General features: G+C 68.0%; 17 protein-coding genes. 5 read left to right on the top strand and 12 right to left on the bottom strand.

Annotated elements, in window-relative coordinates; translation table 11 throughout:
• Window position 1: 1 nt before the first annotated feature.
• Both dnaJ and hrcA read right to left on the bottom strand, forming a co-directional pair.
• The gene (dnaJ, locus tag QRN07_RS03400; protein ID WP_050684693.1) at window positions 2-1129 is read right to left on the bottom strand and encodes a molecular chaperone DnaJ; all 1128 of its coding nucleotides are present in this window, start codon (window positions 1127-1129) and stop codon (window positions 2-4) included.
• A gap of 94 nt (window positions 1130-1223) precedes the next feature.
• Complete coding sequence (gene hrcA / locus QRN07_RS03405; protein ID WP_056598229.1) at window positions 1224-2237, bottom strand: heat-inducible transcriptional repressor HrcA; 1014 nt, start codon at window positions 2235-2237, stop codon at window positions 1224-1226.
• Window positions 2238-2412: 175 nt separating this feature from the next.
• On the opposite strand from hrcA, the gene QRN07_RS03410 reads away from it, so the two are divergent.
• The 3 genes from QRN07_RS03410 (at window position 2413) to QRN07_RS03420 (ending at window position 4332) form a co-directional block, all read left to right on the top strand.
• Window positions 2413-3261 carry a DUF3097 domain-containing protein gene (locus tag QRN07_RS03410; RefSeq protein ID WP_056598228.1) on the top strand — a complete coding sequence of 283 codons (849 nt, stop codon included), beginning with the start codon at window positions 2413-2415 and terminating at the stop codon, window positions 3259-3261.
• Window positions 3262-3377: 116 nt separating this feature from the next.
• Complete coding sequence (locus tag QRN07_RS03415) at window positions 3378-3797, top strand: DUF4870 domain-containing protein (RefSeq protein ID WP_050684690.1); 420 nt, start codon at window positions 3378-3380, stop codon at window positions 3795-3797.
• A gap of 22 nt (window positions 3798-3819) precedes the next feature.
• On the top strand, window positions 3820-4332 hold the full coding sequence (locus QRN07_RS03420; protein ID WP_285240321.1) for a 2'-5' RNA ligase family protein: 513 nt from the start codon (window positions 3820-3822) through the stop codon (window positions 4330-4332).
• A gap of 28 nt (window positions 4333-4360) precedes the next feature.
• Here QRN07_RS03420 and hemW read toward each other — a convergent pair whose 3' ends face one another.
• On the bottom strand, window positions 4361-5590 hold the full coding sequence (hemW, locus tag QRN07_RS03425; RefSeq protein WP_056598225.1) for a radical SAM family heme chaperone HemW: 1230 nt from the start codon (window positions 5588-5590) through the stop codon (window positions 4361-4363).
• Window positions 5591-5615: 25 nt separating this feature from the next.
• Window positions 5616-7472: a translation elongation factor 4 gene (gene lepA / locus QRN07_RS03430; RefSeq protein WP_050684687.1), complete on the bottom strand. Its 1857-nt coding sequence runs from the start codon at window positions 7470-7472 to the stop codon at window positions 5616-5618.
• A 175-nt stretch (window positions 7473-7647) separates the two neighbouring features.
• On the opposite strand from lepA, the gene QRN07_RS03435 reads away from it, so the two are divergent.
• Both QRN07_RS03435 and rpsT read left to right on the top strand, forming a co-directional pair.
• Window positions 7648-8223: a type II toxin-antitoxin system PemK/MazF family toxin gene (locus QRN07_RS03435; protein ID WP_285240322.1), complete on the top strand. Its 576-nt coding sequence runs from the start codon at window positions 7648-7650 to the stop codon at window positions 8221-8223.
• A gap of 168 nt (window positions 8224-8391) precedes the next feature.
• The gene (gene rpsT, locus QRN07_RS03440) at window positions 8392-8652 is read left to right on the top strand and encodes a 30S ribosomal protein S20 (protein WP_050684685.1); all 261 of its coding nucleotides are present in this window, start codon (window positions 8392-8394) and stop codon (window positions 8650-8652) included.
• Window positions 8653-8744: 92 nt separating this feature from the next.
• Here the strand turns inward: rpsT and holA are convergent, their stop codons facing one another.
• The 8 genes from holA to QRN07_RS03480 all read right to left on the bottom strand — a co-directional run bounded on the left by holA (window position 8745) and on the right by QRN07_RS03480 (window position 20970).
• Window positions 8745-9761 (bottom strand): DNA polymerase III subunit delta, encoded by a 1017-nt coding sequence (gene holA / locus QRN07_RS03445; protein WP_285240323.1) that lies wholly within the window; start codon window positions 9759-9761, stop codon window positions 8745-8747.
• The gene (locus tag QRN07_RS03450) at window positions 9695-11578 is read right to left on the bottom strand and encodes a ComEC/Rec2 family competence protein (protein WP_285240324.1); all 1884 of its coding nucleotides are present in this window, start codon (window positions 11576-11578) and stop codon (window positions 9695-9697) included. The genes holA and QRN07_RS03450 overlap by 67 nt, the downstream gene beginning before the upstream one ends.
• Window positions 11579-11722: 144 nt before the next feature.
• Window positions 11723-12592 (bottom strand): ComEA family DNA-binding protein, encoded by an 870-nt coding sequence (locus tag QRN07_RS03455; RefSeq protein WP_285240325.1) that lies wholly within the window; start codon window positions 12590-12592, stop codon window positions 11723-11725.
• A 209-nt stretch (window positions 12593-12801) separates the two neighbouring features.
• On the bottom strand, window positions 12802-13824 hold the full coding sequence (locus QRN07_RS03460; RefSeq protein ID WP_285240326.1) for a DegV family protein: 1023 nt from the start codon (window positions 13822-13824) through the stop codon (window positions 12802-12804).
• Window positions 13825-13876: 52 nt separating this feature from the next.
• Window positions 13877-16402, bottom strand: a complete 2526-nt coding sequence (gene leuS / locus QRN07_RS03465) for a leucine--tRNA ligase (RefSeq protein WP_056598218.1) — start codon at window positions 16400-16402, stop codon at window positions 13877-13879.
• 322 nt (window positions 16403-16724) lie between these two features.
• Window positions 16725-18239, bottom strand: a complete 1515-nt coding sequence (glpK, locus tag QRN07_RS03470) for a glycerol kinase GlpK (protein ID WP_056598206.1) — start codon at window positions 18237-18239, stop codon at window positions 16725-16727.
• Window positions 18240-18316: 77 nt separating this feature from the next.
• A complete protein-coding gene (locus QRN07_RS03475) occupies window positions 18317-19066 on the bottom strand; it encodes an MIP/aquaporin family protein (protein WP_050684679.1) in 750 nt (249 codons plus the stop codon).
• An 89-nt stretch (window positions 19067-19155) separates the two neighbouring features.
• Window positions 19156-20970: a glycerol-3-phosphate dehydrogenase/oxidase gene (locus QRN07_RS03480; protein WP_050684678.1), complete on the bottom strand. Its 1815-nt coding sequence runs from the start codon at window positions 20968-20970 to the stop codon at window positions 19156-19158.
• Window positions 20971-21019 lie beyond the last annotated feature (49 nt).

A 21019-nucleotide genomic window follows, 5' to 3' on the forward strand; every position in this document is an offset into this window, starting at 1 on the left:
GCTACAGGTTACCGAGCCGGTCCCGCAGCTTGGCGAACATACCGCCGCTGGCCGCGAGCTTGCCTTCGGTGATCTGCTCCCCGCGCAGCTTGGCCAGCTGCCGCAGCAGGTCCTCCTGGGCCTGGTCCAGCCTCGCGGGCGTCTCCACCTGGAGGTGCACCTTAAGGTCGCCGCGGCCGTACCCGCGCAGGTGCGTGACGCCGAGGCCGCGCAGCGTGATGATCTCCCCGGACTGGGTACCGGGCTTGACGTCGATGTCCTGGCTGCCGTCGAAGGTTTCCAGGCTGACGTCGGTTCCCAGCGCAGCCGCCGTCATGGGAATGTTCAGTGTGGCGTGCAGGTCGTCGCCGTCCCGGACGTAGGTGGCGTCGTTGTTGACGCGGATCTCCACGTACAGGTCGCCGGCAGGGCCACCCGCAGGGCCGGCTTCACCCTGGCCGGAAAGCTGGATCCGGGTGCCCGTGGCAACGCCTGCGGGGACCTTGATGGTCAGCGAACGGCGGCTGCGGATGCGTCCCTGCCCGCTGCACTCGTTGCAGGGGTCCTTGATGACCGTGCCGAAGCCTTCGCAGGTACCGCACGGCGCCGCCGTCATGACCTGGCCCAGGATGGACCGGACGGCCCGCTGGACCTGGCCGCTGCCACCGCAGATGTCGCAGCGTTCCGGCGAGGTGCCGGGCTGGCAGCAGGAGCCGTCGCAGGTGGGGCACGTGACGGCGGTATCCACCTCCAGCTTCCGGTTGACACCGAAAACGGCGTCCTTAAGTTCGATCCGAACGCTGATCAGGGCGTCCTGGCCGCGCCGGACGCGGGAGGCCGGGCCGGCCGAGCCGCCTGCGCCGAAAAAGGTGTCGAAGATGTCCTGGAACGCGAAGCCCTGGCCGGCATAGCTGCCGCCGCCAAAGCCGTTGTCAGTGCCGTTTTCGTTGCCGGTGGTGTCGTAGACCCGCCGTTTCTGCGGATCCGACAGGACCTCGTAGGCATGCGTGACGGCCTTGAAACGGTCGGACGCGTCGTCCCCGGGGTTGACGTCCGGGTGCAGGGTGCGGGCCAGTTTGCGGTAGGCCTTTTTGATCTCTTCGCCCGTAGCCTCCGGTGAGACTCCAAGGACGTCGTAGTGGCTGCTCAAAGTTCGTGTCTCTTCCTTGTTGTACTGCCGGCAGTTCGACTGCCGGTGTTGCTCTTGGTGCCCTGTCGGCGCGCGGCCGACCGGGCAGGCCTGTTCAGGGACCCAGGATCCGGGACAGGTATCGGGCCACAGCCCTGACGGCGGCCATGGTGGTGGGGTAATCCATGCGGGTTGGTCCAAGGATGCCGATTTTCGCGGTGCTGTCCGGACCGTAGGCGGTGGCCACCACCGATGCCTCGGCCAGCCCGTCGTACGGGTTTTCCCGGCCGATACTGACCGCAACACCGCGGGGGTCCTGCGCCATTTCGCTGAGCAGGCGGAGCATCACCACCTGCTCCTCCAGGGCTTCCAGGACGGGTCCGATGCTGAGCGGGAAATCCACGTTGGAGCGGGCCAGGTTGGCGGTCCCCGCCATCACCATACGTTCCTCGCGGCTGTTCTGCCCCAGGATCTCCAGCCCGTTGGCCAAGGCCTGCGCGGCCTGGCGGTGGACAGGCGCCACGGCGGACACCACCGCGGGCAGCACCATGCTGAGCCGGCCCAGCGGCGTCCCGGCAAGGGTCGCCAGGAACCGGGTCCGCAGGCCGGCGAGGGCGTCGTCAGCAAGGTCGTGGCCAACGTCAATGACCCGCTGCTCCACCTTGCCGCTGTCGGCAATCAGCACAACCAGCACTTTCCGGGGGGCGAGCAGGACAAATTCGATGTGCCGGATCTGGGCCCGGCTCAGGTGCGGGTACTGGACCACTGCCACCTGGTTGGTCAGCTGGGAGAGCATCCGGACCGTGCGGTCCAGGACATCGTCCAGGTCATCGGAGCCTTCCAGCAGCGACTGGATGGCCCGCCGTTCCGGCGGCGACAACGGTTTGACCGCGGAAATCTGGTCCACAAACAGGCGGTAGCCCTTGTCCGTGGGGATCCGGCCGGCGCTGGTGTGCGGCGCCGTAATGAGGCCCTCGTCCTCCAGGGCCGCCATGTCGTTGCGGATCGTGGCGCTGGAGACGCCAAGATGGTGCCGCTCCACGAGGGCTTTGGAGCCCACGGGTTCGCGGGAATGGACGTAGTCCTCCACGATGGCCCGCAGGACTTCCAGCTTGCGTGGCTCGCTCATAGTCCACCTCCATCCGGGATTGGGGCCGCCGCGCCGCCTGGGCAACGCGGCCCCGTCAGTTAGCACTCGGCATGCCTTAGTGCCAACAGTCTATTACGCCCCGCCCCGTTGTTAGCATTGGTACCGCTCCGGGCGAAATTCCGGGCCACGAACCAACTGCGAGGCGGAGTCAACCATGGATTACCAGAACTGGGGGCCGGCAGACATGTCCACCCCGGCCCGCACCACCCTGCCCGAGGTCCCGGTGGAGCGCGGAATGGTTTTGGAGGACGTCCAGTCCGGCTGGGTCGGTGCCGTAACCCGGGTGGAGAAGTCCGGCGGCATGCATGTGGTGGCCTTGGAGGACCGGCGGGGAAAGTCCCGGTCCTTCCGGTTGGGGTTCGGCTTCCTCCTGGAGGGCCGGCCCATCAAACTGGTTCCGCCTGCGCCGCGTGCCGCTCCCACCACTGCGGCGGGCCGGACCGCTTCCGGTTCCGTTCGGGTGGCCGGCCAGCGCGCCCAGGTGGCGAAGGCAAGCCGCATCTGGGTGGAGGGCAAGCACGACGCCGAGCTGGTGGAAAAAGTCTGGGGCGATGACCTCAGGGTGGAGGGCATCGTCGTCGAGCCTCTCCACGGCATCGATGACCTGGCCGGTGCGGTGGCGGCCTTCAACCCCGGTCCAGGCCGGCGGCTGGGCGTCCTGGTGGACCATCTGGTACCCAACTCGAAGGAATCGCGCATTGCCGATGCCGTAATGGCCTCCCCCGGCGCGGCCGGGAACGTCCTGATTGTGGGCCATCCGTATGTGGACGTGTGGCAGGCCATCCGGCCCTCCGTGCTGGGCATCGCGAAGTGGCCTGCCGTGCCGCGCGGGCAGGACTGGAAAACCGGGATCCTGGCCGCATTCGGCTGGCCGCACCAGACCAAGGAGGACGTGGGGCTGGGGTGGCAGAAACTCCTGGGTGCGGTGCATACCTATGCGGACCTCGAGGCCTCGCTTCTGGGCCGGGTGGAGGAAGTCATCGACTTCCTCACGGTTCCCTAAAGCAGTCTTCCGGCCAACACCCAGTATTCTGGGTAGACCAGCACCTGCCACTCCCGGCGGGGGCGGCCGGCGCCTCAGCGCCGAACGCACTATTGCATCTTCGAAGGAACACAACTGTGGCAGACAACGCACGCGGGCACGGGGACCCGCAGGGCCGCCAAAGCCGGTCCGAATACCACGGCGTCCCGGCCAACGCGCTGCCCCTGACGGCCAGCGAAGACCGGCAATGGGCCACGCTGGCGCACTTCGGCGGCATCCTGGGCTGCATCCCGTCGCTGCTCGTCTACCTCATTTTCCGTGATCGTGGACCATTCACGGCCCAGGAATCCAAGGAAGCCCTCAACTTCAGCCTGCCTCCGACCATCGCGGCAGTGGTGGCGAACATCCTGGTCTTCATCCCGGTGATCGGAAACATCTTCGCCGTCGCGGCGGCCCTCATCTGGATTGCCCTGACCTGCTACTCCGTGGCAGCAGGGATCCGCGTCAACCGCGGCCAGCCCTACCGCTACCAGTTCAACCTCCGCTGGATCAAGTAACACCGCCTGACGGCCGGGTCCCGTGCGAAGCATCGAGCTGACCTTCGACGGTCCCGCCGAGGCGTGCATCCGGGCGGACTGGGCCCGGCTGGCCGCGGCGGGCCTGCCCAGCCTGGGCTCCCATACCGCCCCCAGCAACAGGCCCCACATCACGCTCGCAGCGGGCAACAGCCTGGCTGTTGCGGCCGAAGCGGCCGGGCTCTGGGCGGGCCTTCCACTGGACGTCCGCCTGGGCGGGCTGGTCCTCTTCCCTGCTGGGAAAGGCAAATACGTCCTGGCCCGGCTGGTGGTGGGATCAAGGCAACTGCTGGCCCTCCACGCCGGCCTGCACCGGCAGGCCAACGACGCCTTGCCCCTCACCCGCCCCGGCGCCTGGACCCCGCACGTCACGCTCGCCCGCCGGATTCCGGCAGAGCTGCTGGGCGCGGCAGTGGGGACCCTGGCCGCCACCCTCGAGGCCCGGTGCACCGACGCGCGGCTGTGGGACAGCACCACCCGGACCGTTACGGCACTGAACAGTCCGCCAACGGCCTGAGCCGTTAACCGCGCCGGCTGCGGGTCAGTCAGTCCGGGAGGATCCGCCGCACCACGGCGTCCGCCAGCAGCCTGCCCTTGAGGGTGAGCACGAGTGTTCCGCGGAACGCCGCAGTGGGTTCAACCAGGGAATCGGCGATCAGGCCCGCCACCTGCCGGCGGCCGGCATCGCCCAATGAGTCAATCCGGAGGCCGCCGCTGAGCCTGGCCGCCAGCATGACCCGCTCCACGTTGCGCGTTTCCGCATCCAGCGTCTCCCGCCCGGCAGCGGGCGAGACGCCCTGGCCCAGCCGCCCCGCGTAGGCGGTGGGGTGCTTGACGTTCCACCAGCGGACCCCGCCAACATGCGAGTGGGCGCCCGGCCCGATGCCCCACCAGTCGTCCCCCCGCCAGTAGGCCAGGTTGTGGCGGCAGGCCTGCTCCGGAGTCCGTGCCCAGTTGCTGACCTCATACCAGCCAAGCCCGGCTGCGGTGATCAACTGGTCGGCGAGTTCGTACTTGGCCGCGTGGTCGTCGTCGTCAATTCCAGGCACTTGCCCGCGCCGGATCTGGGCTGCGAGCTTGGTGCCGTCCTCCACAATCAGGGCGTAGGCGCTGATGTGGTCCGGTTCGTACGAAAGGGCGGTCTCCAGGGAGAGGCGCCAGTCGTCCAACGATTCGCCGGGGGTGCCGTAGATGAGGTCGAGGCTGACCGCCAGGCCTGCCTCGCGGGCCCACCGGACCACCTGCGGAACCCGGGCCGGGCTGTGCGTGCGGTCCAGGACCTTCAGGACGTGCGGCACCGCCGACTGCATGCCGAAGGACACGCGCGTGAAACCGGCTGCCTTCAGCACGGCAAGGGATTCCGGTGTCACCGAATCGGGGTTGGCCTCGGTGGTGACCTCGGCACCGTCCTCAATCCCCCACGTGCTGATGGCGGCGCGGAGGATCAGCGCAAGGTCCTCCGCAGGGAGCAGCGTGGGAGTGCCGCCGCCGAAGAACACCGTGCTGAGCGGACGGTCCGGCAGCCCGGACGCGGTGAGTACCCGGGCAGCCAGGTCCACCTCGGACACGGCGGTGCCGGCATACGCGTCCTGGGAGGCGCCGCCGCCCAGTTCCGTTGCCGTGTAGGTGTTGAAGTCGCAGTACCCGCACCGCACGGCGCAGAACGGGATGTGGACGTACAGGCCAAAGGCCCGGTCCGCCGCGCCGGCCGCCGCCTGGGCAGGCAGCAGGCCGTCCGACGGCGCCGGGTCGCCCAGGGGAAGGACGCTGGGCATCAGCGGGTCCCCGGCTGCGCGGTGGTCACTTCTTTTTGGCCTTGTCCTTCGACTCATCGGTGGTGAGGGCGGCGATGAACGCTTCCTGCGGCACTTCCACGGTGCCCACCATCTTCATGCGCTTTTTGCCTTCTTTTTGCTTCTCCAGCAGTTTGCGCTTTCGGGTGATGTCACCGCCGTAGCACTTGGCCAGCACGTCCTTGCGGATGGCGCGGATGCTTTCGCGGGCGATGATGCGGGAGCCGATCGCGGCCTGGATGGGCACCTCGAACTGCTGGCGCGGGATCAGTTCGCGGAGCTTGCCGGTCATCATAACGCCGTAGGCGTAGGCCTTGTCGCGGTGCGTGATGGCACTGAAGGCATCCACCTGCTCGCCCTGGAGCATGATGTCGACCTTGACCAGGTCGGCGGCCTGTTCGCCGTCTGCCTTCCAGTCGAGGGAACCGTAGCCGCGGGTCTTGGATTTGAGGATGTCGAAGAAGTCGAACACAATCTCGGCCAGCGGCAAGCGGTACCGGATTTCCACCCGGTCCTCGGAAAGGTAGTCCATGCCGCCCAGCACGCCACGGCGGCTCTGGCACAGTTCCATGATGGCGCCCACGAATTCATTGGGGGCCAGGATGGTGGCGGACACCATGGGTTCGCGGACCTCGGCAACCTTCCCTGTGGGGTATTCGCTGGGGTTGGTCACCTGGACCACCTTTTTGTCCTCCAGCGTCACCTCGTACTCAACGTTCGGTGCCGTGGAGATCAGGGCGAGGTTGTATTCCCGTTCCAGCCGTTCGCGGGTGATTTCCAGGTGGAGCAGGCCCAGGAAACCCACCCGGAAGCCGAAGCCCAGCGCCGCTGAGGTCTCCGGTTCGTAAACGAGGGCTGCGTCATTGAGCATGAGCTTTTCGAGGGCGTCGCGCAGCACCGGGTAATCGGCGCCGTCCAGCGGGTACAGGCCGGAGAACACCATGGGCTTGGCGTCCGCATAGCCGGGCAGCGATTCCGAGGCGGGCTTGGCCAGGTTGGTGACGGTGTCACCCACCTTGGACTGGCGCACGTCCTTCACGCCGGTGATCAGGTAGCCCACCTCACCGACGCCGAGCCCCTTGGACGGGGTGGGCTCCGGGGAGCTCACGCCGATTTCGAGGAGTTCGTGGGTGGCGCGGGTGGACATCATCTGGATGCGCTCGCGGGGGTGCAGCATGCCGTCAACCACACGGACGTAGGTGACCACGCCGCGGTAGGTGTCGTACACCGAGTCGAAGATCATGGCGCGGGCCGGGGCGTTGGGATCGCCCTGGGGAGCAGGCAGGTCGTGCACGATCTTGTCCAGGAGGGCCTCGACGCCGGCGCCGGTCTTGCCGGAGACCCGCAGGACGTCCTCGGGATCGCCGCCGATCAGGCTCGCCAGTTCAGCGGCGTACTTCTCGGGCTGCGCGGCCGGCAGGTCGATCTTGTTCAGGACCGGGATGATGGTGAGGTTGTTCTCCATGGCCAGGTACAGGTTGGCCAGGGTCTGGGCCTCGATGCCTTGTGCCGCGTCCACGAGCAGAACGGCGCCTTCGCAGGCCGCCAGCGACCGGGAAACCTCGTAGGTGAAGTCAACGTGGCCGGGGGTGTCGATCATGTTCAGGGCATAGCTGACGCCATCGCGTTCCCAGGGCATGCGGACGGCCTGGGACTTGATGGTGATGCCGCGCTCACGCTCGATGTCCATCCGGTCCAGGTACTGGGCCTTCATATCGCGCGACTGGACCACTCCGGTGTACTGCAGCATGCGGTCGGCGAGGGTGGATTTACCGTGGTCGATGTGCGCGATGATGCAGAAGTTCCGAATAATGGCCGGATCTGTCGCGGCGGGCACCGGGGCGGTGCGGGCCATGGGAGACACGCAGGGTCCTTACTGTTGGCTTCACGTGGCGGGGCCGGAGGGCACACAAACGTGCCCGGGCCGGAGGACCGCCCATCTTCAACCTCCAGTGTCCCACGTCCGGGGCGCCGTGCACGCATTCCTGCCGCCACGGTGCGCATTCCCCGGGCCCGGCGCCCGGCGCTAATGTTGCGGAATGGCTATCAATCTTCGAACCGTGGTGAACGCCGTCCGCACGGGCCTCCGGATCCTGCAGAAGGCCGGCGCGGTCCCACCGTCCGGCACGCGCCGGCAACCCCCCGCTCCCCCGACACGGCGCCCTGCCCCGCGTGCGGGGACTGCACAGTCCGGAACGCAGCAGTCCGGAACCGCCGGCTACCCGGGCGACTTCCGCGGCCGCAGCACCGTCCGGTATTCCCCCGCCCCCGACGGAGATCCGGACCCGGGCGAGGTGGTGTGGGCGTGGGTTCCGTATGAGGAGGACTACAGCCGGGGGAAGGACCGCCCCGTCCTGCTGGTGGGCAACAGCGGCGCATACCTCCTGGGCCTGATGCTCACCAGCAAGGACCACGTTCCTGCATCCCGCTCCGACGGGGTTTACATCGACTTGGGAGCCGGGCCATGGGACACGCAGGGCAGGCCCAGCGAAGCACTCCTGGACAGGGTCCTGCAGATCCGGCCGGACGCGATCCGCCGCGAGGGCGCCGTTCTGGACCGTGCCCGCTTCGAGAAGGTGGCCGCCGGGCTGCGGAAGCGACACGGCTGGACCTGACCGTCAAATGGCCAGCCCGGCAGCTGACCTGCTATTCTTTATAGCTGTGTGTCCGTGCAGGTCGACGGCCACAGATGGTTGGCCGCCATAGGTATCCCCACGCCGCTCAGTCAATGGCCAATCTGAAAGCCCTCTAGACCATTTCCGCATTAAAAAGAGAGTTCACACGTGGCGAATATCAAGTCCCAGAAGAAGCGCATCCTCACCAACGAGAAGGCACGCCTGCGCAACAACGCAGTCAAGTCCGAGCTGAAGACGGCCATCCGCGCCGTCAACACCGCCGTTGATTCCACCGACAAGGATGCAGCGGCTGCTGCCCTGGCCACTGCCAGCCGCAAGCTGGACAAGGCTGTCAGCAAGGGTGTTCTGCACAAGAACAACGCAGCGAACCGCAAGTCGGCGATCTCCAAGAAGGTCAACGCACTGTAAGGTTTCCAGTTCACTGAACTGATGGTTGTGGCCGGTACCGTAAGGTGCCGGCCACACATCTTTAACGTGCTGGGCCGTTCCTCGCTGAAGGGTCAGCGGCCCTGGACCGACATGGCGATAACCGTCACGGCGTGCTCCACGGCATAAACGGGATCCCTGGACAGTCCCTTCACCTGGGCGTCGGCCTCGGCTGTGGCCTGGATGGACCGGACCAGGCCGTCCGGGGTCCAGCGCCGGACATCCCGCTGGGCCTGTTCCACCAGCCAGGGCTGCATGCCCAGTTCGGCGGCGATCTGGGCCGACGAGCCTGACGCCCCGGCCACGCGTGCCACGGTCCGCAGCTTTGCAGCAAGCGCGGCAACCAACGGGACAGGATCCGCGCCGGTGGCGAGGGCGTGCCGAAGGGTGGACAGCGCGAGTGGTCCGTTCCCGGCCATGGCGGCGTCGGCCACCTTGAAGGCGGTGGCCTCGATGCGTCCGCCGTAGTAGCGGTCCACAAGCTCCGAGGTCACGGTGGTGCCGGCGTCCGCAATCAGCTGGCTGCAGGCCGCGGCAAGCTCAGAAAGGCTGGCCCCCACTGCGTTGACCAGCGCCTGGACTGCTTCCTGCTCGATCCGGCGGCCGCCCGCCTTGAACTCCGAGACAACAAAAGCGGCTTTTTCAGCGTCCTTCTTCAGGGGCTGGCAGTCCACCACGGGCCAGCCGCCCTTGCGGATCGCGTCCAGCAGCTTTTTGCCGCGTGCTCCCCCACCGTGCCGGAGCACCAGGACCGCGTCCTCCTCCGGCCTGCCAAGATAGGCCAGGGCATCGGTCAGGAACGCTTCGTTCATGGACTCAACGGCTTCGACCTCGATGAGCTTGCTCTCGCCGAAGAGCGAGGGGCTGACCTGCATCAGCAGGGTGCCTGGTTCATAGGCTGCAGCGTTGATGCGGCTCACTTCCACATCCGGGGCAGCCGCGCGGACCTGCGCCCGGACCCTGTCCATGGCACGGATCCCCAGGTACTCCTCAGGCCCGCCTACCAGCACGATCGCGGCAGGGCTTACGTCCCGCCACGTGGCCATGTTGGCTGCCGGTGAGCTGGGTGCCCGTTTTTGTGCAGCGGCCATCGGGGGTTCCTTCCGGAGAGTTTTGTGGAGTTTCCAACCCTGCCATGTCCTTGCCGTCCGGCCAAGCGGCGGCGCCCGGGGAAGCGGGCCGGGCCAGTCCGTCCCCACGTTTCCAGTTGTGCCAGCAGCCGTTCGGTGTGCCGGTGGCAGGCCAGGATCTTACGCGCCGTCCTGCGCGGCCGGACTGAGGCCCACACAGCTCCGAAGGTCAGCGCGGAGAGCAGGGCCATGGACAGCACGCCGGGGATCCCCTCGGCCCACGGCACCGTGGCCGCAGGCAGCGCAGTCGCGAAGCGTGCGATGGCGGCCACTCCTGCGCTGAACAAGCCGGCACCGGCAATAAGGGGAACAGCCCACCACTCCGCCACCGCCAGCATCGGAACCGCCGCAGTCCCCAGCAGCGTCACCGGCGCCACCAGTGGGGCGGCCAGCACGTTGGCCAGGAGCGAGTACGTCGAAAATCCGGGCTGCAGCAGGACCGTGACCGGACCGCACAGCAGTTGGGCGGACAGCGGCACCGCAACAGCAGCGGCCATCCAGCGCGGAACTGCCGCGGGCGTCCATTCAATGAGCCGCCTGCCCAGCACGATGATGCCCAATGTTGCCAGGACGGACAGGAGGAACCCGAAACTGCCACCCAGCCCCGGATCAAGCAATAGCAGCCCGATCACGGCCAGGCACAGGAAGCTCAGGCCGCGCCCGGACCGCCCACAGGCCAGCGCTGCCACGGCAACGCCGCCCATCACGGCCGCGCGGAGGACGCTTGCCTCCGGGCCCACCAGCACCACAAACAATCCAAGGCCACCAAGCGCGACGCCGGCCGCCGGCACCCGCGGCAGCCGGAACCTTCGGGCCGCCAGCAGCAGTCCGCCCAGGACCAGGCTGCAATTCGCCCCGGATACTGCGGTCAGGTGGGTCATGCCCACCGATTTCATGGCAACCATGAGGTCTTCGTCCAGGACACTGGTATCGCCGGTGACCAGGCCCGGCAGCAGCCCGCTGGCATCCGGGCCCAGGAACCGGCAGGCAGCCACAAAGCGGGCCCGCAGGTCCGCGGCCGCTGCGTTCAGCCCGGCCCCGTCGGACATGGTGGCGGGTGCTGCGGAAGCAGCAAGGATGCCGGTTTCCAGACTTCCCGGACCCGGCGCGCGGAGTTTGCCCGCGGCCCGTAGCTGCTGGCCCGGTACTGCGGCTCCCCAGGCCCCGCCGCCCATCACCAGCAGTTGCGCCCTGGTGCGCACGAGGACCCCGCCGGTGCTGATCTCCACCGTCCAGACGGGCACCGCCCATCGCTGGGGTCCGGAAGAATGGCCCGCCAGGTTGAGGGCTTTGGGCGTTGCCGCCACTTCCACCAACGCCACCACCGACTTTCCGGCAGCGACCGCGTCAGCCAGCGGACCGTCAGTGCGTTGGCCCGCAGCCACCGCCGCGTGGGCGGCAACGGTGGCGGCCAGGGCCAGCGCGACGGCGGCGGTGGCGGGGAACGAACGGCCGCCACGCCCCACCGGGCGCACGGTGCGCACGGTGCGCACGGTGCGCCGACCGTAACGGTGGCCGGCCAGGAGCGCAGCCGAGGCTGCGAGCAGCAGACAACACGCGAAACCGAGGGCCAGCGGCGGCAGCCAGAGCCCCGCGACTGCTGCGCCCCAAGCGGCCAGTGCGGGGAGCACCAGCCGGAGATCGGTCCGTCTCCGGGTGCCGGGGCCGGCAGGCTTTGCCCTGCCGTCGTCCGGCTGCGCCGCCGCTGCTGCCGGCAGCACCCGCCGGCGGAGGTCCAGGAAGGCGTCGTAACGGCGCAGGCGTGCCGAGGTGGACACGGCACCGGGCCTCCCGGCCTGGCTACCGTCCGGCGCGGGCCGCGGTCCCTGGACCGCCGAGTCCACATACCGGCTCCACGGGCTTTTACGGCCGGACCGGCCAGTGCCGGTCACGGGCACCCCCGTTGGATCCGCGGCCGCATGTCAGACCGTGACCAAAGGCAGAAGCGCCTCGAGCAGCTTGGGTCCTACACCGTCCACGGCATCGAGTTCCGCGGTGGTCCTGAACGGCCCGTGCTCCTTGCGCCACAGCACGATCCGCTGCGCCAGTACAGGACCCACCTTGGGCAGCGTCGCCAGCGTTTCGGCGTCCGCCGTGTTCAGGTTGACCTTCAGGACGGGCGGGGCCGGGCCGTCGGGTAGGCCGCTGTCCCCGACGGCGCCGCCACCGGCGGCCGGCAACGGCTCCCCCGCCACCGGCACCAGGATTTTCTGCCCGTCCACCAGGACCAGCGCCAGGTTGAGCAGGTCCAGATCCGCGCCGGGCACGCTTCCGCCTGCCGCGGTGACTGCGTCCTGGACCCGGCTGCCGGCGGGCAACCGGACAACTCCCGGCCGGCCAACGGCCCCGGCCACGTGCACCACAACGTCCACCGCTGCCGCGGCGCCGGGCACTGACGGTTCCGGACCGGCGTCGGGCGTGTTTTCCCGGTTCGGATCCCCGCCGTCTGCGGCAGGGCTGGGTCCTGCCGCCGACTCCGCTCCCAGCGGAAGGATCCCGGGCTGCCCGGCGGCCGCAAGCCACCAAAACCAGGCACCGGCTAGGAGCGAAAGGACTCCGAGCAGCACAGCCAGGCGCAGGCCAAGCCGCCACCGGAGCCTCGCGCCCCGCAGGCCGCCGGCCGAGGGCACTTCCGCGTTTTCTTTCCCACCGGCAGAACCGGCGTTCCGGTATTCGAACGGTTCCCCTGCCACATCGGCCAGCAGCCCCGGAGACTTTCCCACGGTGGCTTCCAGCCGGGCCGGCGCGTGGCGCGCCGGCGGGCGCGCTGCACGAGATTCCCGGCCTGACATGGTTCCACGCTAGGAAGCCGGCCCGCCCGGCAACAGGGGGCCGTGATCCTATGTGGACAGTGCGGCAGGGAAGGGTCCGGCCGTGACCGGCTTACGAACGATACTGCCTGGAATCAGCCACCGGGATATTCTCCTGCAGGCAAGGTAAATCACGCAGTACCAAAAGCAATACCAAGGGCATTTGGGTCATCCCGGCTCTGCCCCTTCGTTCAAAGCGACAGTGGTAACCCCGCTCCAGTGGGCCAGGATCCACCGGATTGATCGCCAGGTGCGTCATGCGCCACGATAACGGCAAGAACGCCCAACCCGGCATGCGCGGCAAGCACAGCAGGCAGTGAGCTGATCTGCGCCGGGGCGCACTGCGGCAAGGCTACGGCAAGCCGCTCAGCCAGTGCCTCGGCTTCGGCGGGATTGCCGAAGTGGTGCAGCGCCAGCCGTGGCACCGGCAGTGGGTGCGCCGCAACTTCGGCCGCGACCAGTTCCTCCAGCCGGGCCACGGCCCTTGCAGCCGAGCGGACCTTCTCCAGCGGCACGATCTTCCCGCCGTCCACGGCCAGGAGCGGTTTGATGGCCAGCATGGTCCCCACCAGGGACGCTGCGGCGCCGATGCGGCCGCCCCGGCGCAGTTGCTCAAGGCTGGGGACATAGAAGCGGACAGACGTCCGGCCGGCCTGGTCGGCTGCTGCTGCCGCTACCGCGGCAGCCTCCGCCCCCGCGGACGCGGCGTGGACAGCTGCCTGGACGGCGATGCCCTGCGCCATGCCCACCGTCCGGGAGTCCACTACCTCCACGGGGATCTGCACCCTGGTGGCCGCAAGCCGGGCCGCATCAGCGGTGCCGGAAAGGTCACCTGAGAGATGGATCGAGACCACCGACTCGAATCCGAGCCGCTCGGCCGTGCGGTACGCCTGTTCGAATTGTCCGGGTGAAGGCCGGGACGTTTTGACGGCTTTTCCGGCGGCCAGGGCAAGGGCGATGGTTTCGAGGATGTCGTCTTCACCCTCGCCATAGATATCAGCGCCCACCATGACCGGCATGGGAATGACCGTGAGGGCGCCGTCCGGGGCGTTGGTGGCCGCCCAGTCCACCGGCAACGCGGCTGCAGAGTCAGTGACGACGGCGGTCCGCACCCGCGGCGCCCCGGGGGCGACCGGTGCGGGCCGGGGCGCCGGGCGGAGTCCCGCCAGGCGCGCCCGGAACCAGTGCCACGCAACCGGATTGCTCTCGGGCAAGGGGGCCTCCTGGTCTGGTGCCGGCCGCCCGGGAAGGGCGGCCGGTTCCCGGTCAGGCCGGGACGATGTTGACCAGTTTAGGGGCCCGGACGATTACGGTGCGGATGCCGCGGCCGTCGAGGGCACGCTGGACGTTGTCCGATGCCAGCGCCAGTTCACGCAGCTCGTCTTCGGAGACGTCCGGGGACACCTCGAGGCGGTCCCGGACCTTCCCCTGGACCTGGACGACTGCCGTGACCGTGTCCTGGACCAAGAGGGCCGGATCATGTTCGGGCCAGCCGGCGTTCGCGACCGAGGCGGGGTGCCCCAGGACGTTCCACATGTCCTCGGCCGTGTAAGGGGCGAAGAGGCTGAGGATCACAGCAACGGCCTCGGTGGCTTCCCGGACGGCCGGGTCAGCGCCGCCGGCGCCGGAGTCGATGGCCTTGCGGGTGGCGTTGACCAGTTCCATCAGCTTGGCCACCACCACGTTGAACTTGTTGGCGTCCAGCAGTTCCGCAGCGTCCGCGATGGTCCTGTGGGTCACGGAGCGCAGGGCCCGGTCACCTGATGCGGCATCGGTGCCCGCTCCGCTGGTGACGTCCTGGGCCAGGCGCCAGGCCCGGGCCAGGAACTTGGCGGACCCGGACGGGGAAACATCGGCCCAGTCCACGTCGTCCTCGGGCGGGGAGGCGAACACCATGGTCAGGCGGACGGCGTCAACACCGTACTTGTCCAGCTGCTCGCCGAGGTCCACACCGTTGCCCAGGGACTTGCTCATGGCTTTGCCGCCGTTGAGCACCTGCCCCTGGTTCAGGAGCGCACTGAACGGCTCGTTGGCTTCGATCAGGCCGAGGTCGTTGATGACCTTGGTGAAGAACCGGGCGTACAGCAGGTGCAGGATGGCGTGCTCAACGCCGCCCACGTACTGCCCCACCGGCATCCAGTCGTTGATCTTGGCCGGATCAAACGGGCCCTCGGTGAAGTCCGGGGAAACGAACCGGAGGAAGTACCAGGACGAGTCCACAAACGTGTCCATGGTGTCCGTGTCGCGCTTTGCCGGGCCGTGGCAGGAGGGGCAGTCAACGTTGACCCACGCTTCGGCGGCGGCCAGCGGGGAGGTGCCCTTCGGGGACAGGTCCTCGCCGCGCAGGTCAGCGGGCAGGGTTACGGGCAGTTGGTCGTCCGGGACGGGGACTTCGCCGCAGGACGGGCAGTGGATGATGGGGATGGGGGTGCCCCAGAACCGCTGCCGGCTCAGCAGCCAGTCGCGGAGCCTGAAGTTCACGAACTTCTCACCGGTGCCTTGGCGCTCCAGCATGGCGATCGCGGCGGGGATCGCCTCGGCCTTGGGCAGGCCGTCCAGTTCGCCGGAGTTGACCAGGGTGCCCTCCCCTGCCGTTGCGGTACCGGACACGGAGGGGTCCTCCTCGCCGGTGTCCAGGACGGTCCGGACGGGCAGGTCGAAGGTCCGGGCAAAGTCGAGGTCGCGCTGGTCGTGGGCAGGGACGGCCATGATGGCACCGGTGCCGTAGTCCGCCAGGACGTAGTCGGCGGCCCAGACGGGCAGCTTTTCGCCGTTGAGCGGGTTGATGGCGTAGCGGCCGGTGAAGACGCCGGTTTTGTCCCGTTCCGTGGACTGGCGTTCGATGTCGGAGAGTGCTTTGACCTGTTCGCGGTAGGCGTCCAGGGCGTCGGCGTGTCCCGCGGTGACGAGTTCGACGGCGATCGGCGCGTCAGCGGCCACCACAAAGAACGTTGCCCCGTACAGGGTGTCCGGGCGCGTGGTGAAGACCGTGACGTCCTTGGCGGGCTTTTCGCCGTCGGCCTCGATCACGAACGTGACGTGGGCTCCTTCGGAGCGGCCGATCCAGTTTTTCTGCATGGCCAGGACCCGCTCGGGCCAGTGGCCGCGGAGCTGCTCCATGTCATCGAGCAGCCGGTCGGCATAGTCGGTGATCTTGAAGTACCACTGGTTCAACGACTTCTTGGTGACGATGGTGCCGCAGCGTTCGCAGGCGCCGTTGACCACCTGTTCGTTGGCCAGCACCGTCTGGTCCTTGGGGCACCAGTTGACCGGGGAATCCTTGCGGTAGGCCAGTCCACGCTGGTAGAAGCGTTTGAACAGCCACTGGGTCCAGCGGTAGTAGCCGGGGTCCGAGGTATGCAGGCGGCGGGACCAGTCAGCGGAAATCGCGTACCGCTTGAAGGACGCAGCCTGGGTGTCGATGTTGGCGTAGGTCCACTCGCTGGGGTGGGCGTTGCGCTTGATGGCCGCGTTTTCCGCGGGCAGGCCGAAGGAGTCCCAGCCGATGGGGTGCAGCACGTCGAAGCCCTGCTGGCGGAGGTAACGGGCCACCACATCACCCATGGCGAACGCTTCGGCGTGGCCCATGTGCAGGTCGCCGGACGGGTACGGGAACATGTCCAGCACGTAGCGGCGTTCCTTCGAGCCGTCATCCACAGGTGTGAAGACCTGGAGGTCATCCCACACCTTGGGCCATCTGGCCTCCATGGCGGTAAAGCTGTAGGCGCCTTCTTCGGGCGCCTCCGCTGCTGATGCTGCTGTTCCGGTCTTGGTCTCCGGCTGAACGCCCACTGCTGCCCTCTTCTGTTCTGTCACGGCATCTGTACTGCCATAACGGCTTGATCCTCCTGCTGCCGGCCCGGAAAGTACCCCGGACACACAAAAGCCCCTCTCCATGGAGGGGCTGCCGCTCAGCTATCCAATGTTTCGGACACCCGGCGGCTGACTAAGCAAGAGGATCGCACGCATGAATCCACTTTAGCGTAAGTCGCTACGGGCGGCTGAATGTACCGGCCCGGGCATGCCGAGCTGTTAAGGGGGCCCGGGAGCGGCTTCGGGCGTCCGCGAAGCGGGCGGGGCCCCCTTAACAGGGAAGGCATCAGCTAAGCCGGTGCTACTTCACGTCCTCGTCGACCCAGTCCATGGACTTGGTGACGGCTTTCTTCCAGAGCCGCAGCTGGCGGTCCTGCTCGGCCTGGTCCAGCTGGGGTTCCCACCGCTTGTCTTCGGACCAGTTGGCAGACAGCTCGCCGAGGTCCTTCCAGAAGTTCACGGCGAGGCCCGCAGCGTACGCGGCGCCCAGGGCGGTGGTTTCCACGACCTTGGGCCGAATGACGGGAACGCCGAGGATGTCCGCCTGGAACTGCATCAGGGCATCGTTGGCGACCATGCCGCCGTCGACCTTCAGTTCGGTCAGCGGCACGCCGGAGTCGGCGTTGACTGCGTCGAGGACCTCGCGGGTCTGGAACGCCGTGGATTCCAGCGCGGCCCGGGCGATGTGGTTTTTGTTGACGTACCGGGTGAGCCCCACAATGGCGCCGCGGGCATCGGAGCGCCAGTAGGGGGCGAAGAGGCCGGAGAAGGCCGGGACGATGTACACGCCGCCGTTGTCCTCGACGGCGGCGGCAAGCGTTTCCACCTCCGGTGCGCTGCTGATCAGGCCGAGATTGTCGCGCAGCCACTGGATCAGGGAACCGGTGACGGCGATGGAGCCTTCCAGGGCGTAGTGCGGCGCAGCGTCGCCAAGCTTGTAGCCGACCGTGGTGAGCAGGCCGTTTTTGGAGTGGACGATTTCCTCACCGGTGTTGAAGATGAGGAAGCAGCCGGTGCCGTAGGTGTTTTTGGCTTCGCCGGTCTGGAACGCTGCCTGCCCGAACGTGGCGGCCTGCTGGTCGCCCAGGATACCGGCGACGGGCGTTTCGCGGAGCAGCTGGGAGCCGTGGACCTGGCCGTAGACCTCGGAGGAGGAGCGGATCTCGGGCATCATGCTGAGCGGGACGCCGAAGATGCCGAGGATTTCCTCGTCCCACTGAAGGGTTTCGAGGTCCATAAACAGGGTGCGGGAGGCGTTGGTGACGTCCGTGACGTGGACGCCGCCGTCAACGCCGCCGGTGAGGTTCCACAGGACCCAGGCATCGGTGTTGCCGAACACCAGGTCGCCGGCCTCGGCCTTTTCGCGGGCGCCGGCCACGTTGTCCAGGATCCACTTGATTTTGGTGCCGGAGAAGTAGGTGGCCAGGGGCAGGCCGACTTTTGGCTTGAACCGGTCCCCGCCGCCGTCCTTGGACAGTTCATCGACGATGTCCTGCGTGCGGGTGTCCTGCCATACGATGGCGTTGTACACGGGCTCGCCGGTGGTTTTGTCCCACACGACGGCGGTTTCGCGCTGGTTGGTGATCCCGACGGCGGCGATGTCGTGGCGGGTCAGGTTCGCCTTGGACAGGGCGGAGGCAATGACCTCCCGGGTGTTGTTCCAGATTTCGGCAGCGTTGTGTTCCACCCACCCGGCCTGCGGGAAGATCTGCTCGTGTTCCATCTGGCCGGAGGAGACGATCGCCCCGCTGTGGTCAAAAATGATGGCGCGCGTGCTGGTGGTGCCCTGGTCGATGGCGATTACGTACTGGTTCATGGTGACGTCCTTGTCTTGTCAGTGAGTGACGGTTCATGGTTGGTGGAGCGGTTGGGCTGAAGCGCCCGTGGGTCAGGTCAGGCAGCGGCGATAAAAATGATCGGCACAATCTTGGCCACGAGGCCGGCCAGGGCCCCGCCCGCCAGGGGGCCTGCCACCGGGATCCAGGCGTAGCTCCAGTCGCTGGAACCCTTGCCTTTGATGGGGAGCAGGGCGTGGGCGATGCGGGGACCGAGGTCACGGGCCGGGTTGATGGCGTAGCCGGTGGGGCCGCCGAGGGAGATGCCGATGCCGACGACGAGCAGCGCCACGGCGAGGGGGCCAAGGCCTGAGGGGGTCCCGCCGAAGGCGAGGATAACGAAGACCAGGACGAAGGTGGCGATGATTTCCGTGGCCAGGTTCCACGGGGTGGCCCGGATCGCGGGGCCCGTGGAAAACACACCAAGCTTGGCTGCGGGCTCGGGTTCGGCGTCGAAGTGCTGCTTATAGGCGAGCCAGCAGACCACGGCGCCGATGAAGGCACCCAGCAGTTCGGCGCCCAGGTAGGTCACCGTGGAGGCGAACGAAATGGGAACGTCCGGGGCGTAGGTGGCGCCGCCGTTGGTGAGCTTGCCCAGGGTGACGGCCGGGTTCAGGTGCGCGCCGGACTTCGCGGCGACAAACACACCGGCGAAGACTGCAATTCCCCAGCCCCAGGTGACCATCAGGAACCCGCCGTTATTTCCTTTCGTCCCCCGAAGGGCGACGTTTGCGACGACGCCACAACCCAGGAGGGTGACCATCGCCGTTCCGAAAAGCTCGGAAAGGAACACAATTCCAAGAGACATCTTTGACTCCTATTATCTCTGTTGTTGGCCCCTGCGGGTTGGGGGCCGTTGGGCCGGGGCGGTTTGCCGCCCCGGCGGTCAGTCCGGCCTCAGGCGACCAGGCTGTGGATTTCCACGCGGTGGAACCGCTGCAGCACCTCTTGGGCGTGCCGCACTTCGGCGGCCCTGGCGGCGGCATCCCAGTGCAGCGGGGCGCCCAGGACATCGGCCATTTCATTGAGCAGTTCGCCGGTCACCAGGCCCCGGAAGGCCAGGGAGGTGCGGCGGACCAGGATGTCCACGAGGTGGCCCACCTGCTCGTTGGCGGCCATGAACTCCAGTTCCCGGACACTCAGTTCGCGGGTGGAGTGCAGGGCACGGTCCGGCGCGGCGTCAAGGAACTCCATGACGGCTTCGGCGCGGGTACCGTAGCGGGTCAGGAGCCCCGCCGTGCGGTCAGCGTCCCGGTCTGCTGTCATGTGCGCCTTGATCCAGGCCTGAACCCCGGCCTCGTCGGCCGGGAAGCCGGCGCCGCCGCCGATGGCCAGTTGCGCCGTCGACACCTTGCGCTGCTCGCCCAGTTCGGCCAGGACATCGTTGGTGAGGTGCTCGGCCAGGGCCCGGAACGTGGTCCATTTGCCGCCCACCAGGCTGAGGACGGGCGCCGCCTGCGGGGCGCCGGCACCGGGGCCGCGGCGTTCAATCCGGTAATCGCGGGAGACGAAGCCGGGCTGGGTTGCATCGTGCCGGGGCAGCGGGCGGACGCCGGAGAAGGTGTAGACAATCTGCTCCCGCGAGACGGGGATGTCCGGGAAGACGTGGCCCACCAGTTCGAAGAAGTAGTCGATCTCCTCGTCGGTGCAGACGGCGTCCTGTGCCATGTCCGCGTCCACGTCGGTGGTGCCCACCAGGACGCGGTCGCCCATGGGGTAGATCAGGACGATCCGGCCGTCGGTGTGCTCGAAGAAGATTTCCCGGCCCTGGCAGGCGTCCAGCAGGGCGGGATGGTCCAGCACAATGTGCGAGCCCTTGGTGCCGCCCATAAAGGTCGACGCCGATCCCATGGCCCCGTTGGTCTGATCCACCCAGGCGCCGGTGGTGTTGACGATGACGTCGGCGGTGAAGTCGAACTCCTCCCCCGTCAGTTCGTCGCGGAGCCGGACCGTGCTGCCGCGGCCGGTGCCGGCGTTGGGCTGCTCCGTCGTTGATACCAGGGACAGGTAGTTGCTGGCCCGGGCGGTGTCGCCCTGGGCCGCGGCGGAGCCGGACTGGCCGGCTTTTTCGCCGTCCTGGAGGACGTCGAGGGTGAGCCGTTCGGGGTTGTGCACCGAGGCATCGAAGTAGGTGGCCGCGTACTTGACGTCCTGCCGCAGGCGGGGCAGCTCGGCCAGGGCACGCTTCCGGCCGCGGAACTGGTGCCGGGGAACGGTGCCGCCGTCGCGGGAGAAGGAATCGTAGAGGCTCAGGCCCACTTTGATGAGGAACGCGCCGCGTTCCTTGGGCTTGCCCTGCTTGTGGGTCAGGAACCGGGCCGGTGCGGACAGGATGCCGGAGAACGTGCTGAAGATGGGGATGGTGGTCTGCAGCGGCTTCACGTAGTGGGGGGCAATGCGGAGCAGCCGGTTGCGTTCCACCACCGACTCCTGGACCAGACGGAACTCACCGTTTTCCAGGTAGCGGATGCCGCCGTGGATCATGTGCGAGGAGGCTCCGCTGGCGCCCTGGCAGTAGTCGCCGCGTTCCACGAGCGCAACGTCCACGCCTTGCAGCGCCAGGTCGCGGAACGTTCCCACACCGTTGATGCCGCCGCCCACCACCAGCACCTTGGCGTGCGGCCGCCGGCGGAGGTTGTGCACTGAGGTGCGTTCAGCGCCCGGCTGCGGTGCCGCGGCTGCTGGTTCTGCGGGTGTTTCCTTCGGTCCCAAAACGACTCCCTTGGGCTTGGTGCGGTGCGGCCGCCCGGAGGTGTGCCGC

It is taken from the genome of Pseudarthrobacter sp. MEB009 (assembly GCF_030208875.1).
Classification (GTDB): domain Bacteria; phylum Actinomycetota; class Actinomycetes; order Actinomycetales; family Micrococcaceae; genus Arthrobacter.